Below are 14,808 nucleotides of genomic sequence, written 5' to 3' on the forward strand. Positions count from 1 at the left end.
CAATAGCAGTCCGGATTGAAAAAACCGGCGCAAAACCGTCATTTCGCAACGAATTACGCCTTTTGCAGGCACAAAGACCAGGCTTCAACCGCGAATACCGCCCGAAAAGACGCCGCGTTCACAGACAACGCGATGCCCCCAGCGGCAAGAGGTTCTTTACTGTGCTCCAGTTTATTTCTGCGAAGCCTCCAATGCCTGCTGGATGTCCGCCAGCAGGTCCCCGGCGTCTTCCAGGCCAACGGAAAAACGGATCAGCCCCGGCGTAATACCCAGCTCGTCTTTCTGCGCATCGCTCAGACGCTGGTGCGTGGTGGTCGCCGGGTGCGTCGCGATCGACTTGGCATCGCCCAGATTGTTCGAGATCACAGGAATGGTCATCGCATTCAGGAACGCAAAAGCAGCGTCCTTGCCGCCCTTGATATCCAGGGACAATACGGTTCCGCCTTTTCCGCCAAGTTGCGATTGAACCAGAGCATTTTGCGCGTGGGTCTTCAAACCAGGGTAAAGGGTACGCAACAGCGCGGGATGCCCTTCAAGCGCCTCTGCGATCTTTTGCGCGCTGTCGGCCTGCGCATTGACGCGCAGCGCCATGGTTTCCAGACCTTTGAGCATGACCCAGGCATTGAACGGGCTGAGCGCGCCGCCGGTATGCTTCAGATAGGGCTCAACGGTTCCGCGGATGAAGTCCCTGGTGCCGATGATCACACCGCCTAGCGCACGGCCCTGCCCGTCAATGTGCTTGGTTGCCGAATAAACGACCACATCCGCGCCCTGTTCTATCGCGCGCGAGAAGACGGGCGTCGAAAACACATTGTCCACCACCACAATCGCCCCAACGGCATGGGCCAACTTGGACACGGATGCGATGTCGATCACTTCAAGTGTCGGGTTCGACATCGATTCGAAAAAGACCGCCTTGGTGTCCGGGCGGATCGCTGCCTGCCACTGTTTCAGGTCCGTGCCGTCCACAAAGGTCACTTCGACGCCGAAACGGGTCAGGATGTTCTCAAGGATATACAGGCAGGACCCGAACAATGCCTTTGCTGAAACAACATGGTCCCCGGCCTTCAGCATCGAGGTCAGCGCACCGTTGACCGCCGCCATGCCCGAGGCCGTCGCGAACGCATCCTCGCCACCTTCAAGGGCCGCGATGCGCTGTTCAAACATAGATACGGTCGGATTGCCATAGCGGGCATAGATGAACTCATCAGGGCCGCATTCCAGAAACCGGGCTTCGGCCTGTTCGGCAGTTTCGTACACAAAGCCCTGCGTCAGGAAAATCGCCTCGCTCACCTCGTTGTACTGACTGCGGCGGATACCGCCATGGACGGCTTGTGTGCGCTTGTTCCAGTTCTCGCTCATCTCATTCCCTTTCAGCCTCCGGCGGAGGCAAACAAAAAACCCCAGACGCGGCCAAGCGAAAGGGGTCTTTCATCCTGACCTTTTAGCGGTGTTGTTTAGCGTGGCCCGCAATCCGGTAACAAATCGCCACGTAGCTTTGGGATGGCAATACGCCTCGGGCGGTTTGCGGTCAAGCCCGGCTTGCGTTTCGGTCACGCTTTCGTAAGCGGCCCTTGCCGAACCGGCAGAAACCCGCATGATCCCCCCAATATCAGGAGAACACATGGCTGACCCGATTGATCTGTATTTCTGGCCCACACCAAACGGCTGGAAAGTGTCCATCGCCCTGGAGGAGATGGAGCTGCCCTACACCACTCATCTGATCGATATCGGAAAGGGTGATCAGTTCGACCCGCAGTTCCTGAAGATCGCCCCGAACAACCGGATGCCAGCAATCGTGGATCCAGACGGGCCAGATGGTGCACCGATCTCGGTTTTTGAAAGCGGGGCAATTCTGATGTATCTGGCCCGCAAGACCGGGCAGTTCTATGGCAAGACCGAGCGTGATCGGATCGCCGTCGAAGAATGGCTGATGTGGCAGATGGGCGGTGTTGGCCCGATGGCCGGTCAGGCGCATCACTTCCTGAAATACGCCCCGCAACTGAACCCGCCACAGGACCTGCCCTATGCCAAAGATCGTTACCGGGCCGAGGTCGGTCGTCTGTACGGGGTGCTCGACAGACGGCTGGCCGAGAACGAATACGTTGCCGGAGACTTCTATTCGATTGCAGACATGTCGATCTGGGGCTGGGCCAGCCTGTGGGAAGGGCAGCAGCAAGTGCTGGAGGACAAACCCCACTTTGCGCGCTGGCTGAAGGCCGTCGGCGCCCGCCCCGGTGTTCAGGCCGGGCGCGCTCTGCACGCAGAGCTACGAGGAGACAATCGTGACAAGCAGGCGCAGGAGGTCTTGTTCAAACGATGACTGCGTTGAAAACCCGTTTGGATTGACGCTGATCATCAGCCCTGGCTGCCTTGGCCGCAGCAGGATCGGCTAGCGAAACTTGAATTCGGGTTCCGCCAGGAAAGGCATCGGGGTGTTCCTCCAAACCCCACTGCGCAGCGCGGCAGGATTTCTGTGGTCAACGCGCATCCGGGGCGTCAGGACAAAAGCCGCCTGCTTCTTCCCACCCGTTTCCCGCACCAAGCGTGTCATCTCTTTGCGCTTTAGACGCTGCAATTCCGAGAGGTGTTTTTGGGTGTTCCCAAGGTGTCTGCGCTCGAAAGAGTGGGCACTCAATGCTTCCTCGATCATTCTGGCGGTATGCACGTATCCTTTTGAACGCGTATGCTCCAACAGTTCGCCAAGGCGACCGGCAATCTGGCTCTCATCCATCTGGACGGTTTTTTCGAACGATCCATTTCGTGTTACTTCAGGCATCTGAACTGACTCTGAGAAGATGTTGAGTGGCGTGCCATCGCGCCTGCGTTCAGACACAGGCCGACGCATAGAGATGCCCGCAGTACTAACACGGCATCAAAGAGTCGACCGGCCAATGCCGAATTGGCGGAAAAGCGCCTTTGACCCAGCGTGATATGCGGGAACTTACCGACATTCATCGGCGCACAGGTCTTGTTGCGCGCAAGGCAACAAGGTAGCCGCCTGTTATTTCCCGTCACATCAGGCCTACCCTGCGCCCTGCACCAGCATATCCAGCATCCCCGAAATATCCTCGATTTCTTCCGCAATCACATGGGTCACTGAATGCGCCCGCTGCATCCGGCCTGTCACTTTCAGCAACCGCCCCGAAATCACCGCACGGCGGAACCGTTCGTAGATTTTGCGCCAGACCACCACATTCACGACCCCGGTCTCGTCTTCAAGCGTCAGAAAGATCACCCCCTTGGCCGTTCCCGGCCTCTGCCGCAGGATCACAAGCCCGGCCACAGCCACGCGCGCGCCCTCGGGCGGGGAATCCAGTTGGCTGGAAGGCAGACAGGACGGCGGGCGCGGCCAATCCCGGTTTGAAACCACAGGGCGAACGGGTGCAACAAGCATGAGAACAAAAATAGAACAAACAACAAGAAAGTCCAGACATGGCGCGCTGAGTCGCAAATGAGGCTGGAAAGACCTAAATGCCTTCACTAAGGAAGAAATCGAACATCGTAAAAGGAAGACGCACGCAATGGCAAAGATCACCTATGTCGAGCACGGCGGTACCGAACACACAGTCGAGGTCGCCAACGGACTGACCGTCATGGAAGGGGCCCGCGACAACAACATCCCCGGCATCGAGGCCGATTGCGGCGGCGCCTGCGCCTGCTCGACCTGCCATGTTTACATCCACCCCGACTGGGTCGAGAAAATTCCGGCCAAGGATGACATGGAAGAAGACATGCTGGACTTTGCGTTCGAGCCCGACCCGGCCCGCTCGCGCCTGACATGCCAGATCAAGGTCACCGATGCGCTGGACGGGCTGGTCGTTCAGATGCCCGAAAAGCAGATCTGATGCACAACAAGGCGCCGCGCCTGCCCCGCCGCTTTTGGCAACGTCGGGCACGCGGCGCTTTGCTATCTTTCGGACTTTGGCTCGCGCTGCCACAAGCTGGCACGGCAGATACCATAAACGACGCCCGCTTCACAGAACCAACCACTCGTTACGCCCATGGCGTCTTGGGTGACACGATCGAATATGGCGCGCTGGAATTCACGACCGACACTACGGTCGTAATTGTTCGTCTGCCGCAGGATCGTGTGTTCGAAGACATCGCCCCGCGCTTGGCAGACGTCACCCTGGACGGCGCACGCGAAGCAATTGTCGTTGAATCCCACAACAAAGCAGGGGCTCAACTTGCGATTTACGACGCCGCCGGAGACAAGATCGCGGCCACACCTCATATCGGCACCCGCTTCCGCTGGCTTGCCCCGATCGGGGCCGCCGACCTGGACGGCGACGGGCATATCGAAATCGCTTATATCGACCGTCCTCATCTGGCCAAAACACTGCGCATCTGGCGCTTCAAAGACGGTGGTCTGACTGAAATTGCGGCTCTGCCCGGATTGACCAACCACAGGATCGGTGAAGATTTCATTTCCGGTGGCCTGCGCACCTGCGGCGACCGCCCGGAACTGATCGTGGCCAGCGCCGACTGGACGCGGATCGTCAGCGTCTCTTACGACAACGGCTGGATCACATCCGACCGGGGCCCGTTCAACGGCCGCAAAAGCCTAGCCCAAGCCCTGAACTGCTGATCCGCCTCTTCATCTGGCCAAAAATATCCTGAGGGATGAGCGGTTAAAAGGAAATCGTCCAGTGGACGAATTCGACCGCGAACCCGCGCAGCGCCGGGAGGCCGCAAGGCCGAGGGGCAAACCCCCTGCCCGATCAACCATCCAATGCACGCCATCCGATATCGCGCCGGTAAAACCCGTCAGGCCAATCCACGGCTTCAACCATTTCATAGGCCCGGTCGCGCGCCTCCTTCAGCGTGCTCCCACGGGCGGTCACGTTCAGCACGCGCCCGCCCGATGCAACCACCTGCCCATCGGCACTCTTTGTACCAGCGTGAAACACCATGTTCCGGCTGTCTTCCGGCAGGCCTTCAAGCCCTTTGATCGCAGTGCCTTTCTTGTAAGTACCCGGATAGCCATTGGCCGCCATCACCACCGTGATGGCATGGTCATCCGCCCAATTCACCCGCATCTCACCCAACCTGCCTTCGGCAGCCGCGTGCATCAGGTCCATCGCCTGCGCGCCCAAACGCATCATCAGAACCTGACATTCCGGGTCACCGAAGCGGGCGTTGTATTCGACCAGCCTTGGCTGCCCTTCCTTGATCATCAAACCTGCATAGAGAACGCCCTGAAACGGCGTTCCCCGGCGCTTCATCTCGGCGATGGTAGGGCGCACGATGTCTTCCATCGCACGCGCCTCCACCTCTTCGCTCAACACCGGTGCCGGAGAATAAGCGCCCATCCCGCCGGTGTTCAGGCCGGTATCGCCCTCGCCAACCCGTTTGTGATCCTGGGCCGTGCCGATTGAGAGAATGTCCTCACCATCGCACAGAACGAACAGCGAGGCTTCTTCACCATCCATGAATTCTTCGATGACGACTTCCGCGCCCGCACCGCCAAAGGCACCGCCGAACATGTCGTCAATGGCGTCCAGTGCGGTCTTTTCGTCCATCGCAACGATCACGCCCTTGCCTGCGGCCAGACCATCGGCCTTGACCACAATCGGCGCGCCCTGTTCGCGGATAAAGGCTTTGGCAGGCTCAGCCTCGGTAAACCGGGCATAAGCCGCGGTGGGGGCGTTGGCCGCGTCGCAGATTTCCTTGGTGAAGCTTTTCGACGCTTCCAGCTTCGCCGCCTCGGCTGAAGGTCCAAAAACCAATACACCGGCTTCGCGCAACCGATCGGCCACACCGGCCGCCAAAGGCGCCTCGGGTCCGACAATCACGAAATCAATCGCATTTTCTTCGGCAAAGCCGACAACAGCGCCGCCGTTTTCAATATCCAGAGCGGCACAGTCAGCGATCTGAGCGATCCCCGCATTCCCCGGAGCCACGATCAGACGGTCGCATTTGGGGTTTTGCAGCACTGCCCATGCCAGGCTGTGTTCGCGCCCGCCGCTGCCGAGAATGAGGATATTCATGAAAGCTCTCCGATCTGCTTGGCCTTGCCTGCGCGGCGTTCTAAGCTGGGCGCGCATTTGAAACAAGGCGCTGAAATGTCCGACCTGCTTGATGACCCGATTCCAGGCCAAAACACCCCTGAATACACTGTGTCCGAAATTTCGGGTGAGGTGAAACGGACGCTCGAAGGCTCGTTCGGTCGAATCCGCGTGCGCGGTGAGGTTGGGCGCGTGTTCAAAGCCCGATCCGGGCATCTGTACTACGACATCAAGGACGACAGGAACGTTTTGGCCTGCACCACGTGGAAAGGTCAGATTTCCGGCCTGTCCGTTGTGCCCGAAGAAGGATTGGAGGTCGTCGTCACCGGTCGCCTCACGGCTTTCGGGGCGCAATCCAAATACAACCTGAATGTCGATGAGGTTTCCGTCGCGGGTCAGGGCGCGCTGATGGCGCTGCTGGAGAAGCGCAAGAAACAGCTTGAGGCCGAAGGATTATTCGCGCCCGAACGCAAAAAACCCCTGCCATACCTGCCGCAGGTTATTGGCGTGGTCACATCCCCCTCAGGCGCCGTGATCCGCGACATTCTGCATCGGCTCAGGGACAGGTTCCCGCGCAAGGTGCTGATCTGGCCTGTGGCGGTTCAAGGGGCCAACTGCGCGCCCGAGGTTGCCCGCGCCATCGAAGGCTTCAACCAATTGACACCCGGCGGCGCGTTGCCCCGGCCCGACCTGATCATCGTGGCCCGTGGCGGCGGATCGATCGAAGACCTCTGGGGCTTCAATGAAGAGATCGTCGCCCGCGCCGCAGCCGCGTCGGACATACCGTTGATCTCGGCCGTTGGGCATGAAACCGACACCACCCTGATTGATTTCGTATCGGATCAGCGCGCACCAACACCCACCGCGGCCGCCGAACTGGCCGTTCCGGTGCGCATGGAACTGCTTGCCTGGACTGGCGAGCAAGGCGCACGCCTGTCCCGCGCGGCAACGGATGCAGTCCAACGCCGAACGCAAAGGCTGCGCGATCTGTCCCGCGCCCTGCCGCGCCCGGATAGCCTGTTGAACTCTCCCAGACAACGCCTTGATTTGATTGCAGATCGACTCACGCCCGCCTTGATCCGCGGGGTTCAGAACCGTCGCCTTCAAGTGGTGGAACTGTCTGCCCATCTGCGCCCCTCAACCCTGCGCAGTCTGGTATCTGCACGACAGGAATCACTACACAACCTGTCCTCGCGCCTGTCCCTGCGACCGATCCAAAAGGAAATCGACCAGCAGCGGCAAAACCTCAACCGTCTTGGCGATCGAATGCATGCGGCCCAAACCACGCGCCTGGACCGCCTCAAACAGCAACTCGAAGCGACGGATCGCCTGCGCGAGACGTTGAGCTACAAGGCCACTTTGGACCGCGGATACGCGGTCGTCCGGGCCGAAGGGAATGTGATCACCACCAAGGCTCAGGCCGCCAAACAAACGGCGCTCGAAATCGAATTCGCCGATGGTGTTCTCAGCACGGGCCCGGCCGCGAAGTCACCTTCGAAAAAACCCAGACCGGACACCCCGGATCAGGGATCGCTGTTCTAGGCCATGCTGACCATCTGGGGCCGAAGAACATCATCCAATGTACAGGCCCTGATGTGGTGCGTCGGTGAACTGGCGCTGGAGTTTCAGCGCCACGATGTGGGGCACAGGTTCGGCGGGCTGAACAAGGATGGCTTTCGCAAACTGAACCCAAACGGCACCATCCCTGTGATACAGGATGGCGAACGCCCCCCGCTTTGGGAGACGGGCCCAATCCTGCGGTATCTGGCCTCCGCGTATGGTGAAGATGATTTCTGGCCACGCGACCCGACCCGGCAAGCCGAAGTGGACAAGTGGGCGGAATGGGCCAAGATCAACGTCGCGATGGCATTCACGGTACCTGTGTTCTGGCGGGTTGTGCGGACACCGGAGGCAGAGCACGACCACCAAGCGATCAAAAAAGCCCTGACAGCGCTTGAAAACACGCTGGCAATCGCCGATGCGCAACTGTCTGAACATGCGTTCCTGTGCGGTTCCTGCCTGACTTTGGCCGATATCCAGTTGGGACACGTTCTCTATCGCTACTACGACATCGATATATCACGTACATCACTGCCCAATTTGCGCCGGTACTATGACACGCTGACCGAAAGGCCAGCCTACCAGACCCATGTCATGATCAGCTATGACGAGCTGCGCCGAAACTGATCAAACGCCAACGTCGGGCCCGTAACAAACCATTTCTTCCCCAAGATCCTCTGCCTCATACAGTTCGGTCGCTTCCGGATTACCTTCGAATTGCGCAATCAAACCGCCACCGGATTGAGTGAAAACCCAGCATTGCGGATCCAGCCTGTCTTCGTAGACAAAGCAAATCTGTTCACCCTGCTGATACCAGATACCTTCCTTGCAATTCCCGTCGAGAAAAGACCAGATCACACGACGGTTCGGAAGATACCGCTCCACCCCGTAAATCTGACCTTCGAACCCGTAGAACAGAGTTTTACCCTGCGTATACTTGTCGAACTCCGAGTCAGACAAAGGCGTTTGTGCCGCCACTGACTGTGCGGCAAAAGTTGCAAGAATCATAAAGGATCTGAACATGTTTCCATTTTGGCAGAAGCGCTCCGGTCATGCCATTCGCCTGTTGGACCGGTGTCATCACATAACACTTAACTCAACGTAAGCGGTTGATTTCACGCCACGCCGCAGATCAGATTATTCTCAATCGGCGAGGAGATGACATGCCAACCATACTGTTCTGGATCGCCCTTGGCTGTGCCCTTGGTTATCTGCCGCTGACCTCCCGACCCGCCGGATCTTTGCGCACCGTGCTGAAAACCGCTTCGGTCGTCTTGTTGGCGGTCATAGCCGTCTTGCACGGTGGGCCTTGGTTGTTGGTTCTTGCGCTCGCTCTGTGTGCGTCCGGCGACGCTATGCTGTCACACGAAACAGATACCACGTTCATGGCGGGCATCGCCGCTTTTGCCGCCGGGCATCTGGCCTATATCGCTCTGTTCCTGTCTCATCCGACCAGTTCCGTTGCGCTGATTTGGAACGCACCAGCGATTGTATGGTCCTTGATCATTCTAGGCATCATCATGGCCACACTGCTTGCGCCCCGCGCCGGAGACCTGAAGGGGCCCGTTCTGGCCTATATCCCGATCATTCTCGGAATGGGGATCACTGTGCTGGCACTGCCGGATGCCGGCCCGCTTCAGTGGGCCTTGCCCGCCGCCATGGCCTTCATCGCGTCAGATCTGATCCTCGCAACCGAGAAATTCCTGCTGCCACCGAACCACCCTGCCCTCAAGGTAACGCCTTATCTGGTGTGGCCCCTTTACTGGGGTGCTCAGCTTGGCTTTGTCCTTGCGTTTGTGTGACCCTTTGCAACTGCCGCAAATCCGCATTAGGTGAAGGGAACACCTGTGGAGACCAAGTATGGCGTTTTTCTCAAAGCTAAAGGACAAGCTGTTCAAATCTTCATCTCGTCTTGAAGAAGGGCTGGAAGCCATCGTCGAGGATGGCGGCGAGGAAACAGCGGCGCCGGACCCGGTGATCCCCCAGCCGCAGCCCGATCCGCAACCCGTTCCAGAAGTGCCAGAGCCAGCCCCGGCGCCGCAACCGGTTGAACCGCCGGCACCGATCCCGGCTGACCCCACGCCTGTCGCTCCACCGCCGGAAATACCGGAATCCAAGGGTATCCTGAACCGCCTGTTCAATCGAGGCGCCGCCACGGAAATGCGCCGCACCCTGGACGATGACATGCTGGAACAGCTCGAAGAGCTGCTGATCGCCTCGGACATGGGCGTCGACACGGCCTTGCGGGTCACGTCTAACATGGCTGAGGGCCGCTTTGGCCGCAAACTGTCGACCACAGAGATCAAGCAACTTCTGGCCCAGGAAGTCGCCCGCGTGATGGAGCCTGTGGCCAAGCCTCTGCCGATCTATCCCAAACGGCCACAAGTGGTACTGGTCGTCGGCGTCAACGGCTCGGGCAAGACCACGACAATTGGAAAACTGGCCAGCCAGTTCAAAGAGGCCGGCAAAAAGGTCATCATCGCCGCCGGCGACACCTTCCGCGCTGCGGCCGTGGAACAGTTGCAGGTCTGGGGCGATCGCGCCGGAGTTCCGGTTCTGACCGCACCAGAAGGCTCGGACCCTGCCAGCCTCGCCTTTGACGCGCTGACCCGTGCACAGGCAGAGGGCGCCGATCTGCTGATGATAGATACGGCAGGCCGCCTGCAAAACCGCACCGACCTGATGGAGGAACTGGCCAAAATCGTCCGCGTCATCCGCAAGGTTGACGACACCGCTCCACACAATACCTTGCTCGTACTCGACGCCACCACCGGACAGAACGCACTGAGCCAGGTGGAAACGTTCCGCAATCTGGCGGACGTTTCCGGTCTGGTCATGACCAAGCTGGACGGCACGGCCAAGGGCGGTGTTCTTGTTGCCTTGGCAGACAAATTCGGGTTGCCCATCCACGCGATCGGAGTCGGCGAACAGATCGACGACCTTGCCCCTTTCGACCCCGAAGAATTCGCCGCCGCCCTCACCGGTCTCGACAAAGGCTGATCCCAGGCTTCATCTAGCCCCAAATATCCTCGGGGGGTGTGGGGGGCAGACAGCCCCCCACCTTCTCCGCTCCGCAAAAGGTCCGCGTATTTGAGCGACTGGCTGATCTCTCTCGAAGGCACCGAGACCGGACACCAACTGGCATTGGCGCTGGCCTTGATGGCGGCGTTCCTGCACGCGGTCTTCGGTGCATTGCAAAAAGGCAGGCACGACCCGTGGCTGTCCCGTGGCGCGATCGACGCCTGCTATTGCCTTATGGCAGCCCCCTTCGCCTTTTTCGTGGTCCCATGGCCCGAACCTCATATGTGGCCGATCTTCGCACTCGTCTGGCTGATCCACATCGCCTACAAGACCCTGCAAGCCATGGCATACACCAAAGGCTCTTACACCGTCGTCTATCCGGTGGTGCGCGGGACGGGTCCGCTGTTCACCGTCATCGGTGCCTATCTTCTGTTCGGGGAAACATTCTCGGCCGTGCAATGGCTGGGCGTAGCTACGTTGCTGGCCGGGATATTCGGATTGGCCGCCTACAACTTCAGGTTCCTGGAAACCGACAGGGATACGCTGGGCATCGCGCTGACACTGGCGATCATCACAGGCCTGTTTGTGGCCCTGTACACCACCTATGACGCCTATGGCATTCGCGCCACCGCCGATCCGTTCACCTTTCTGGCCTGGTTCTTCATGATCGACGGCGCGGCCATGCCGATCTACGCATTTCTCAGGTGGCGCGCGATGGCGCACAGACCTGCACCTGGCCCGCTGATGCTGCGCGGCCTCGCCGGCGGTATCATCGCCCCCTTGTCCTTCGGGGCCATCATGCTGGCCACCCGGTTGGACAAGGTCGGTGAAGCAGCCGTTCTGCGCGAAACCTCAACGGTTTTTGCCGCGCTGATCGGCTGGCTTGTGCTAAAGGAAACTGTCGGCCCAAGACGCATTGCCCTGATGGCATTGATTGCACTTGGCGCCGTAATAGTTGAAATGGGCGGGTAAGCAGCAGGAAGTACAGATGACAGGCAAAAAAGACATCAACCCGTTTCTGAAACAGGTTCTGGAACTTGGCCCCCCGCTGGCCTTCTTCTTCATCTACCTGCGCCTGCGCGACGACAGCTTTCTGATCGGCGGCATCGAGTATTCCGGGTTTATCATCGCCACGATAATCTTCGTCCCGCTAATGCTGGGGGCAATGGGTATCCTGTGGTATCTGACCGGCAAACTCAGCCGGATGCAGATCTTCACGGCCTTCATGGTGATTTTCTTCGGCGGCCTCACAGCCTGGTTCAACGACGAGCGGTTCTTCAAGATGAAAACCACGCTTGTCTATGGGCTTTTTGCCCTGATCCTCGGCATCGGTCTGATGCAAAAGAAATCCTATCTGGCCTATGTTCTGGACGAAATGCTGCCGATGAAACACGAAGGCTGGATGATACTCACGCGCCGCCTGTGCGCGTGTTTCGCCGTACTGGCCACCGCAAACGAATTCGTCTGGCGCACCATGTCGACGGATCTATGGGTCAAGATCGAGACCTTCGGCTTTCCCATCGCGCTGATGGCCTTCCTGATGCTTCAGTTCAGCATTCTGCAACGATATATGGACGATCCCGAGCAGAAATAGCCCCCTGCACCCGCCAGACCTGCCAAAACAAACAAAATTCTTGGCTTGAGCGCCCAGCTATGGGAAGTTGTACCACCACCCACACTCATACTTTGCCCAAGATCGGTGCATACATGACGGCCTTTCCCAACAGCGGCTTCCTTGCCGAAGCTTCCGACGGGCTCAGAGAAATGCTTTCGGCGCAGGCGACCGAAATATCTCTGTCCCAAGGTGATGTACTTTTTGAACAAGGCGACGAGGGCGACTCTCTCTATGCCATTCTGGAAGGCACATTGGAGGTTTCCTTTCTGGCAATGAGCGGCCGCAAACTGACGCTGACCTTGATGCGCCCCGGTGAAGTCTTCGGTGAAATCGCGTTGTTTGACAATGGCCCGCGTACGGCCACCATTGCGGCGGCAGAACAATCACGTGTTCTGCGTGTGCGCCGCAACGACGTTATGAACCAGATCAGACAACAGCCTGATCTGGCAGTGGATATGATCCGACTTGCCGGATTGCGGATGCGATGGATGGGATCGCAATTGAACGAACAGGTGTTTCTGCCCATGCCGATCAGGCTGGCCCGCAAGCTGCTGCACCTGTCGGGTTTGCAGGACGACCCGTCCGCGCGCATCACCCTGTCGCAGAGCGAGCTGGCCGAGTTTGTCGGAGCCACGCGCGAGGCGGTTTCCAAAACCATCTCGACATGGAAACGCGACAACATGGTCGAAGCCTCTCGTGGCGGTTTGCTGATCCAGGATTTTGAAGCCCTGCGGGAATTGGCTGATTCAGATCTTATTTGATCAGGTGTGACCTGGTTCACAGACCATTGATTCCGCGTTGACCTAAGGTGAGTTTGTTACCGTAGGAGGTCAGAGAATCATCCCCGATATCTGTCCACTGACCTCTCCCTGTATCTGAGCCATACGCAATCACTGCGTATGGCTCATTTTTTTGGCGCATCAGTGATACCTGGTCTGGCCCGCAATCAGAAAAAAGGCCGGGAGGGTTTCCCGGCCTGTTCAATCAGTTCTCGAGGCTCAGCGCCACAAAACGCGGATCGCCGCCCCTGCGCACCAACAGCAGCAAAGATTTGCGACCAGCTTCGCGCGATTCTTCCATGCGGGCTTCAAGATCTCCGATGGTTTCCACCTTTTGCTGGCCTGCTTCGGTGATCAGATCACCTGCCCGCATTCCCTTGGCATAGGCCTCAGATGCTTCATCGACATCCGTAATCACAAGGCCGTCTGCATCACCATCCAGACCCAAATCTGCACGCAGCGTATCGGTCAGGGGGGAAATCGTCAGGCCCAGAATATCCGCGTTCTCTTCAATCGGAGCTTCCTGCGGTTCCTCCTCGCCAGTGTCAGCGCGTTCCGCATCTTCCCGACGCCCCAGTGTCACAAGTACGGTCTGGGTTCCGCCGTCGCGGTGCACGACCACTCTGACCGACTTGCCAACTTCTGCTTCACCGACCTGACGCACCAGACCTCGCGTGTCTTCCACCTCGACGCCATCAAAGCTGAGGATCACGTCACCCGCCTTCAACCCAGCTTCCTTGGCGGGGCCGTCCGGTACATCGCTGATCAGCGCCCCGCCCGGCTTTTCCAGGCCCATGGCCTCGGCCATGTCCTCGGTTACGTCCTGAATACGGACGCCCAACCAACCGCGGCGGGTCTCGCCATATTTGCGCAATTGATCCACGACCTTCACGACAACATTCGACGCCATCGAGAAACCGATGCCGATCGAACCGCCGTTGGGCGACAGGATTGCGGTGTTCACACCGATCACTTCGCCGTCCATGTTGAACAGCGGCCCGCCCGAGTTGCCCCGGTTGATCGCCGCGTCCGTTTGAATGTAATCGTCATAGGTTCCGCTCAGCGCTCGGTTGCGGGCTGAAACGATCCCCGCCGATACCGAAAAGCCTTGCCCAAGCGGGTTGCCCATGGCGATAACCCAGTCACCCACACGCGCTACGTCGCTGTCGCCGAATTTCACGTATTTCAGTGGGCCCGAAGCCTCGACCTTGAGCAGCGCGATATCGGTTTTCTCATCCGTTCCGATAACCTTGGCCACCAGCTCTTTCTTGGGTTGCCCATCGCCGGGAAAGAATTCCACAAGGATCTCATCAGCTTCGGCAATCACATGGTTGTTCGTGACGATAAAGCCGTCTTCCGAGATCACGAACCCCGACCCCAACGCATTGCTGCGACGCGGCGCGTTGTCGTTTTCTCCGCCGTTTCGATCCTGGAACTCGCGAAAGAAGTCTTCAAACGGAGAGCCTTCGGGCACGATGCCCTGCGGGCCAGTCCGGCCCTCGATCAGGGTGCTGGTGGTGATGTTCACAACCGCCGGGCTGACTTTCTCGGCCAGTGGTGCCAGGCTTTCGCCCTTCGCCTGTGCCACCGCCGATTGCGCCAGCAAAAGCAGTGAACCGGCAAAAGCCAGCCACATCAGCCGCATCCAAACACTCACTTCGTCCCACCGGACGGATACACTGCGCGCTTTCGCCTGCACTTGAGCTCTCCTTGTCGACATTCTCGTCAAGACCGCTTGTTCACGGCCTTTCTTACAAACCAATGTAGTCAGTTTGACCCCACGAGCAACTCGGGATCGCAACGAAATCACCGGCAAGTGAAA

General features: G+C 58.8%; 16 protein-coding genes and 1 riboswitch. Of the genes, 10 read left to right on the plus strand and 6 right to left on the minus strand.

What is annotated here, in order from left to right; all coding sequences use genetic code 11:
- Positions 1–171: 171 nt before the first annotated feature.
- Positions 172–1,362, minus strand: a complete 1,191-nt coding sequence (metZ, locus tag ACR0DJ_RS08825; protein ID WP_425078035.1) for an O-succinylhomoserine sulfhydrylase — start codon at positions 1,360–1,362, stop codon at positions 172–174.
- 62 nt (positions 1,363–1,424) lie between these two features.
- Positions 1,425–1,502: riboswitch (SAM riboswitch) on the minus strand.
- Positions 1,503–1,624: 122 nt separating this feature from the next.
- Between metZ and ACR0DJ_RS08830 the strand changes: the two genes are divergently transcribed.
- Positions 1,625–2,323, plus strand: a complete 699-nt coding sequence (locus tag ACR0DJ_RS08830) for a glutathione S-transferase N-terminal domain-containing protein (protein WP_480684605.1) — start codon at positions 1,625–1,627, stop codon at positions 2,321–2,323.
- 69 nt (positions 2,324–2,392) lie between these two features.
- Here the strand turns inward: ACR0DJ_RS08830 and ACR0DJ_RS08835 are convergent, their stop codons facing one another.
- Positions 2,393–2,779, minus strand: coding sequence for a hypothetical protein (locus tag ACR0DJ_RS08835; protein WP_480684607.1), 387 nt, complete (start codon positions 2,777–2,779; stop codon positions 2,393–2,395).
- 246 nt (positions 2,780–3,025) lie between these two features.
- On the minus strand, positions 3,026–3,397 hold the full coding sequence (locus ACR0DJ_RS08840) for an OB-fold nucleic acid binding domain-containing protein (protein ID WP_480684608.1): 372 nt from the start codon (positions 3,395–3,397) through the stop codon (positions 3,026–3,028).
- A 127-nt stretch (positions 3,398–3,524) separates the two neighbouring features.
- Here ACR0DJ_RS08840 and ACR0DJ_RS08845 point away from each other — a divergent pair, with 127 nt between their 5' ends.
- Entirely contained in the window at positions 3,525–3,848 is a 324-nt protein-coding gene (locus tag ACR0DJ_RS08845) for a 2Fe-2S iron-sulfur cluster-binding protein (protein WP_170346586.1), read from the plus strand.
- A complete protein-coding gene (locus ACR0DJ_RS08850) occupies positions 3,848–4,591 on the plus strand; it encodes an FG-GAP repeat domain-containing protein (RefSeq protein WP_480684610.1) in 744 nt (247 codons plus the stop codon). Before ACR0DJ_RS08845 ends, ACR0DJ_RS08850 begins: the two co-directional genes overlap by 1 nt.
- 133 nt (positions 4,592–4,724) lie before the next feature.
- Here ACR0DJ_RS08850 and purD read toward each other — a convergent pair whose 3' ends face one another.
- Positions 4,725–5,993, minus strand: coding sequence for a phosphoribosylamine--glycine ligase (purD, locus tag ACR0DJ_RS08855; protein WP_480684611.1), 1,269 nt, complete (start codon positions 5,991–5,993; stop codon positions 4,725–4,727).
- A 75-nt stretch (positions 5,994–6,068) separates the two neighbouring features.
- On the opposite strand from purD, the gene xseA reads away from it, so the two are divergent.
- Together xseA and ACR0DJ_RS08865 are read left to right on the plus strand one after the other, a co-directional pair.
- The gene (xseA, locus tag ACR0DJ_RS08860) at positions 6,069–7,553 is read left to right on the plus strand and encodes an exodeoxyribonuclease VII large subunit (RefSeq protein WP_480684613.1); all 1,485 of its coding nucleotides are present in this window, start codon (positions 6,069–6,071) and stop codon (positions 7,551–7,553) included.
- Between the two features lie 3 nt (positions 7,554–7,556).
- Positions 7,557–8,198: a glutathione S-transferase family protein gene (locus ACR0DJ_RS08865; RefSeq protein ID WP_480684614.1), complete on the plus strand. Its 642-nt coding sequence runs from the start codon at positions 7,557–7,559 to the stop codon at positions 8,196–8,198.
- On the opposite strand, the gene ACR0DJ_RS08870 is transcribed toward ACR0DJ_RS08865, so the two are convergent.
- Positions 8,199–8,579: a hypothetical protein gene (locus ACR0DJ_RS08870; protein ID WP_210092790.1), complete on the minus strand. Its 381-nt coding sequence runs from the start codon at positions 8,577–8,579 to the stop codon at positions 8,199–8,201. It lies immediately after the preceding gene.
- Between the two features lie 155 nt (positions 8,580–8,734).
- On the opposite strand from ACR0DJ_RS08870, the gene ACR0DJ_RS08875 reads away from it, so the two are divergent.
- From ACR0DJ_RS08875 to ACR0DJ_RS08895, 5 genes are all read left to right on the plus strand, one after another.
- Complete coding sequence (locus tag ACR0DJ_RS08875; protein WP_480684615.1) at positions 8,735–9,373, plus strand: lysoplasmalogenase; 639 nt, start codon at positions 8,735–8,737, stop codon at positions 9,371–9,373.
- A gap of 58 nt (positions 9,374–9,431) precedes the next feature.
- Positions 9,432–10,571, plus strand: coding sequence for a signal recognition particle-docking protein FtsY (gene ftsY, locus ACR0DJ_RS08880; RefSeq protein ID WP_170346580.1), 1,140 nt, complete (start codon positions 9,432–9,434; stop codon positions 10,569–10,571).
- Between the two features lie 90 nt (positions 10,572–10,661).
- The gene (locus ACR0DJ_RS08885; protein WP_170346579.1) at positions 10,662–11,564 is read left to right on the plus strand and encodes an EamA family transporter; all 903 of its coding nucleotides are present in this window, start codon (positions 10,662–10,664) and stop codon (positions 11,562–11,564) included.
- 16 nt (positions 11,565–11,580) lie between these two features.
- A complete protein-coding gene (locus ACR0DJ_RS08890; RefSeq protein ID WP_170346578.1) occupies positions 11,581–12,186 on the plus strand; it encodes an inner membrane-spanning protein YciB in 606 nt (201 codons plus the stop codon).
- A gap of 113 nt (positions 12,187–12,299) precedes the next feature.
- Positions 12,300–12,968, plus strand: coding sequence for a Crp/Fnr family transcriptional regulator (locus tag ACR0DJ_RS08895; protein WP_170346577.1), 669 nt, complete (start codon positions 12,300–12,302; stop codon positions 12,966–12,968).
- Between the two features lie 223 nt (positions 12,969–13,191).
- Here ACR0DJ_RS08895 and ACR0DJ_RS08900 read toward each other — a convergent pair whose 3' ends face one another.
- Positions 13,192–14,706, minus strand: a complete 1,515-nt coding sequence (locus tag ACR0DJ_RS08900; RefSeq protein ID WP_480684617.1) for a DegQ family serine endoprotease — start codon at positions 14,704–14,706, stop codon at positions 13,192–13,194.
- Positions 14,707–14,808: the final 102 nt, after the last annotated feature.

Source organism: Ruegeria sp. BF10, from assembly GCF_056538725.1.

Excerpts from the sequence above, each read along its gene's own strand:
- metZ (WP_425078035.1), bottom strand. The coding sequence starts at position 1,362 with ATGAGCGAGAACTGGAACAAGCGCACACAAGCCGTCCATGGCGGTATC.
- ACR0DJ_RS08830 (WP_480684605.1), top strand. The coding sequence starts at position 1,625 with ATGGCTGACCCGATTGATCTGTATTTCTGGCCCACACCAAACGGCTGG.
- ACR0DJ_RS08835 (WP_480684607.1), bottom strand. The coding sequence starts at position 2,779 with ATGCCTGAAGTAACACGAAATGGATCGTTCGAAAAAACCGTCCAGATG.
- ACR0DJ_RS08840 (WP_480684608.1), bottom strand. The coding sequence starts at position 3,397 with ATGCTTGTTGCACCCGTTCGCCCTGTGGTTTCAAACCGGGATTGGCCG.
- ACR0DJ_RS08845 (WP_170346586.1), top strand. The coding sequence starts at position 3,525 with ATGGCAAAGATCACCTATGTCGAGCACGGCGGTACCGAACACACAGTC.
- ACR0DJ_RS08850 (WP_480684610.1), top strand. The coding sequence starts at position 3,848 with ATGCACAACAAGGCGCCGCGCCTGCCCCGCCGCTTTTGGCAACGTCGG.
- purD (WP_480684611.1), bottom strand. The coding sequence starts at position 5,993 with ATGAATATCCTCATTCTCGGCAGCGGCGGGCGCGAACACAGCCTGGCA.
- xseA (WP_480684613.1), top strand. The coding sequence starts at position 6,069 with ATGTCCGACCTGCTTGATGACCCGATTCCAGGCCAAAACACCCCTGAA.
- ACR0DJ_RS08865 (WP_480684614.1), top strand. The coding sequence starts at position 7,557 with ATGCTGACCATCTGGGGCCGAAGAACATCATCCAATGTACAGGCCCTG.
- ACR0DJ_RS08870 (WP_210092790.1), bottom strand. The coding sequence starts at position 8,579 with ATGATTCTTGCAACTTTTGCCGCACAGTCAGTGGCGGCACAAACGCCT.
- ACR0DJ_RS08875 (WP_480684615.1), top strand. The coding sequence starts at position 8,735 with ATGCCAACCATACTGTTCTGGATCGCCCTTGGCTGTGCCCTTGGTTAT.
- ftsY (WP_170346580.1), top strand. The coding sequence starts at position 9,432 with ATGGCGTTTTTCTCAAAGCTAAAGGACAAGCTGTTCAAATCTTCATCT.
- ACR0DJ_RS08890 (WP_170346578.1), top strand. The coding sequence starts at position 11,581 with ATGACAGGCAAAAAAGACATCAACCCGTTTCTGAAACAGGTTCTGGAA.
- ACR0DJ_RS08895 (WP_170346577.1), top strand. The coding sequence starts at position 12,300 with ATGACGGCCTTTCCCAACAGCGGCTTCCTTGCCGAAGCTTCCGACGGG.
- ACR0DJ_RS08900 (WP_480684617.1), bottom strand. The coding sequence starts at position 14,706 with ATGTCGACAAGGAGAGCTCAAGTGCAGGCGAAAGCGCGCAGTGTATCC.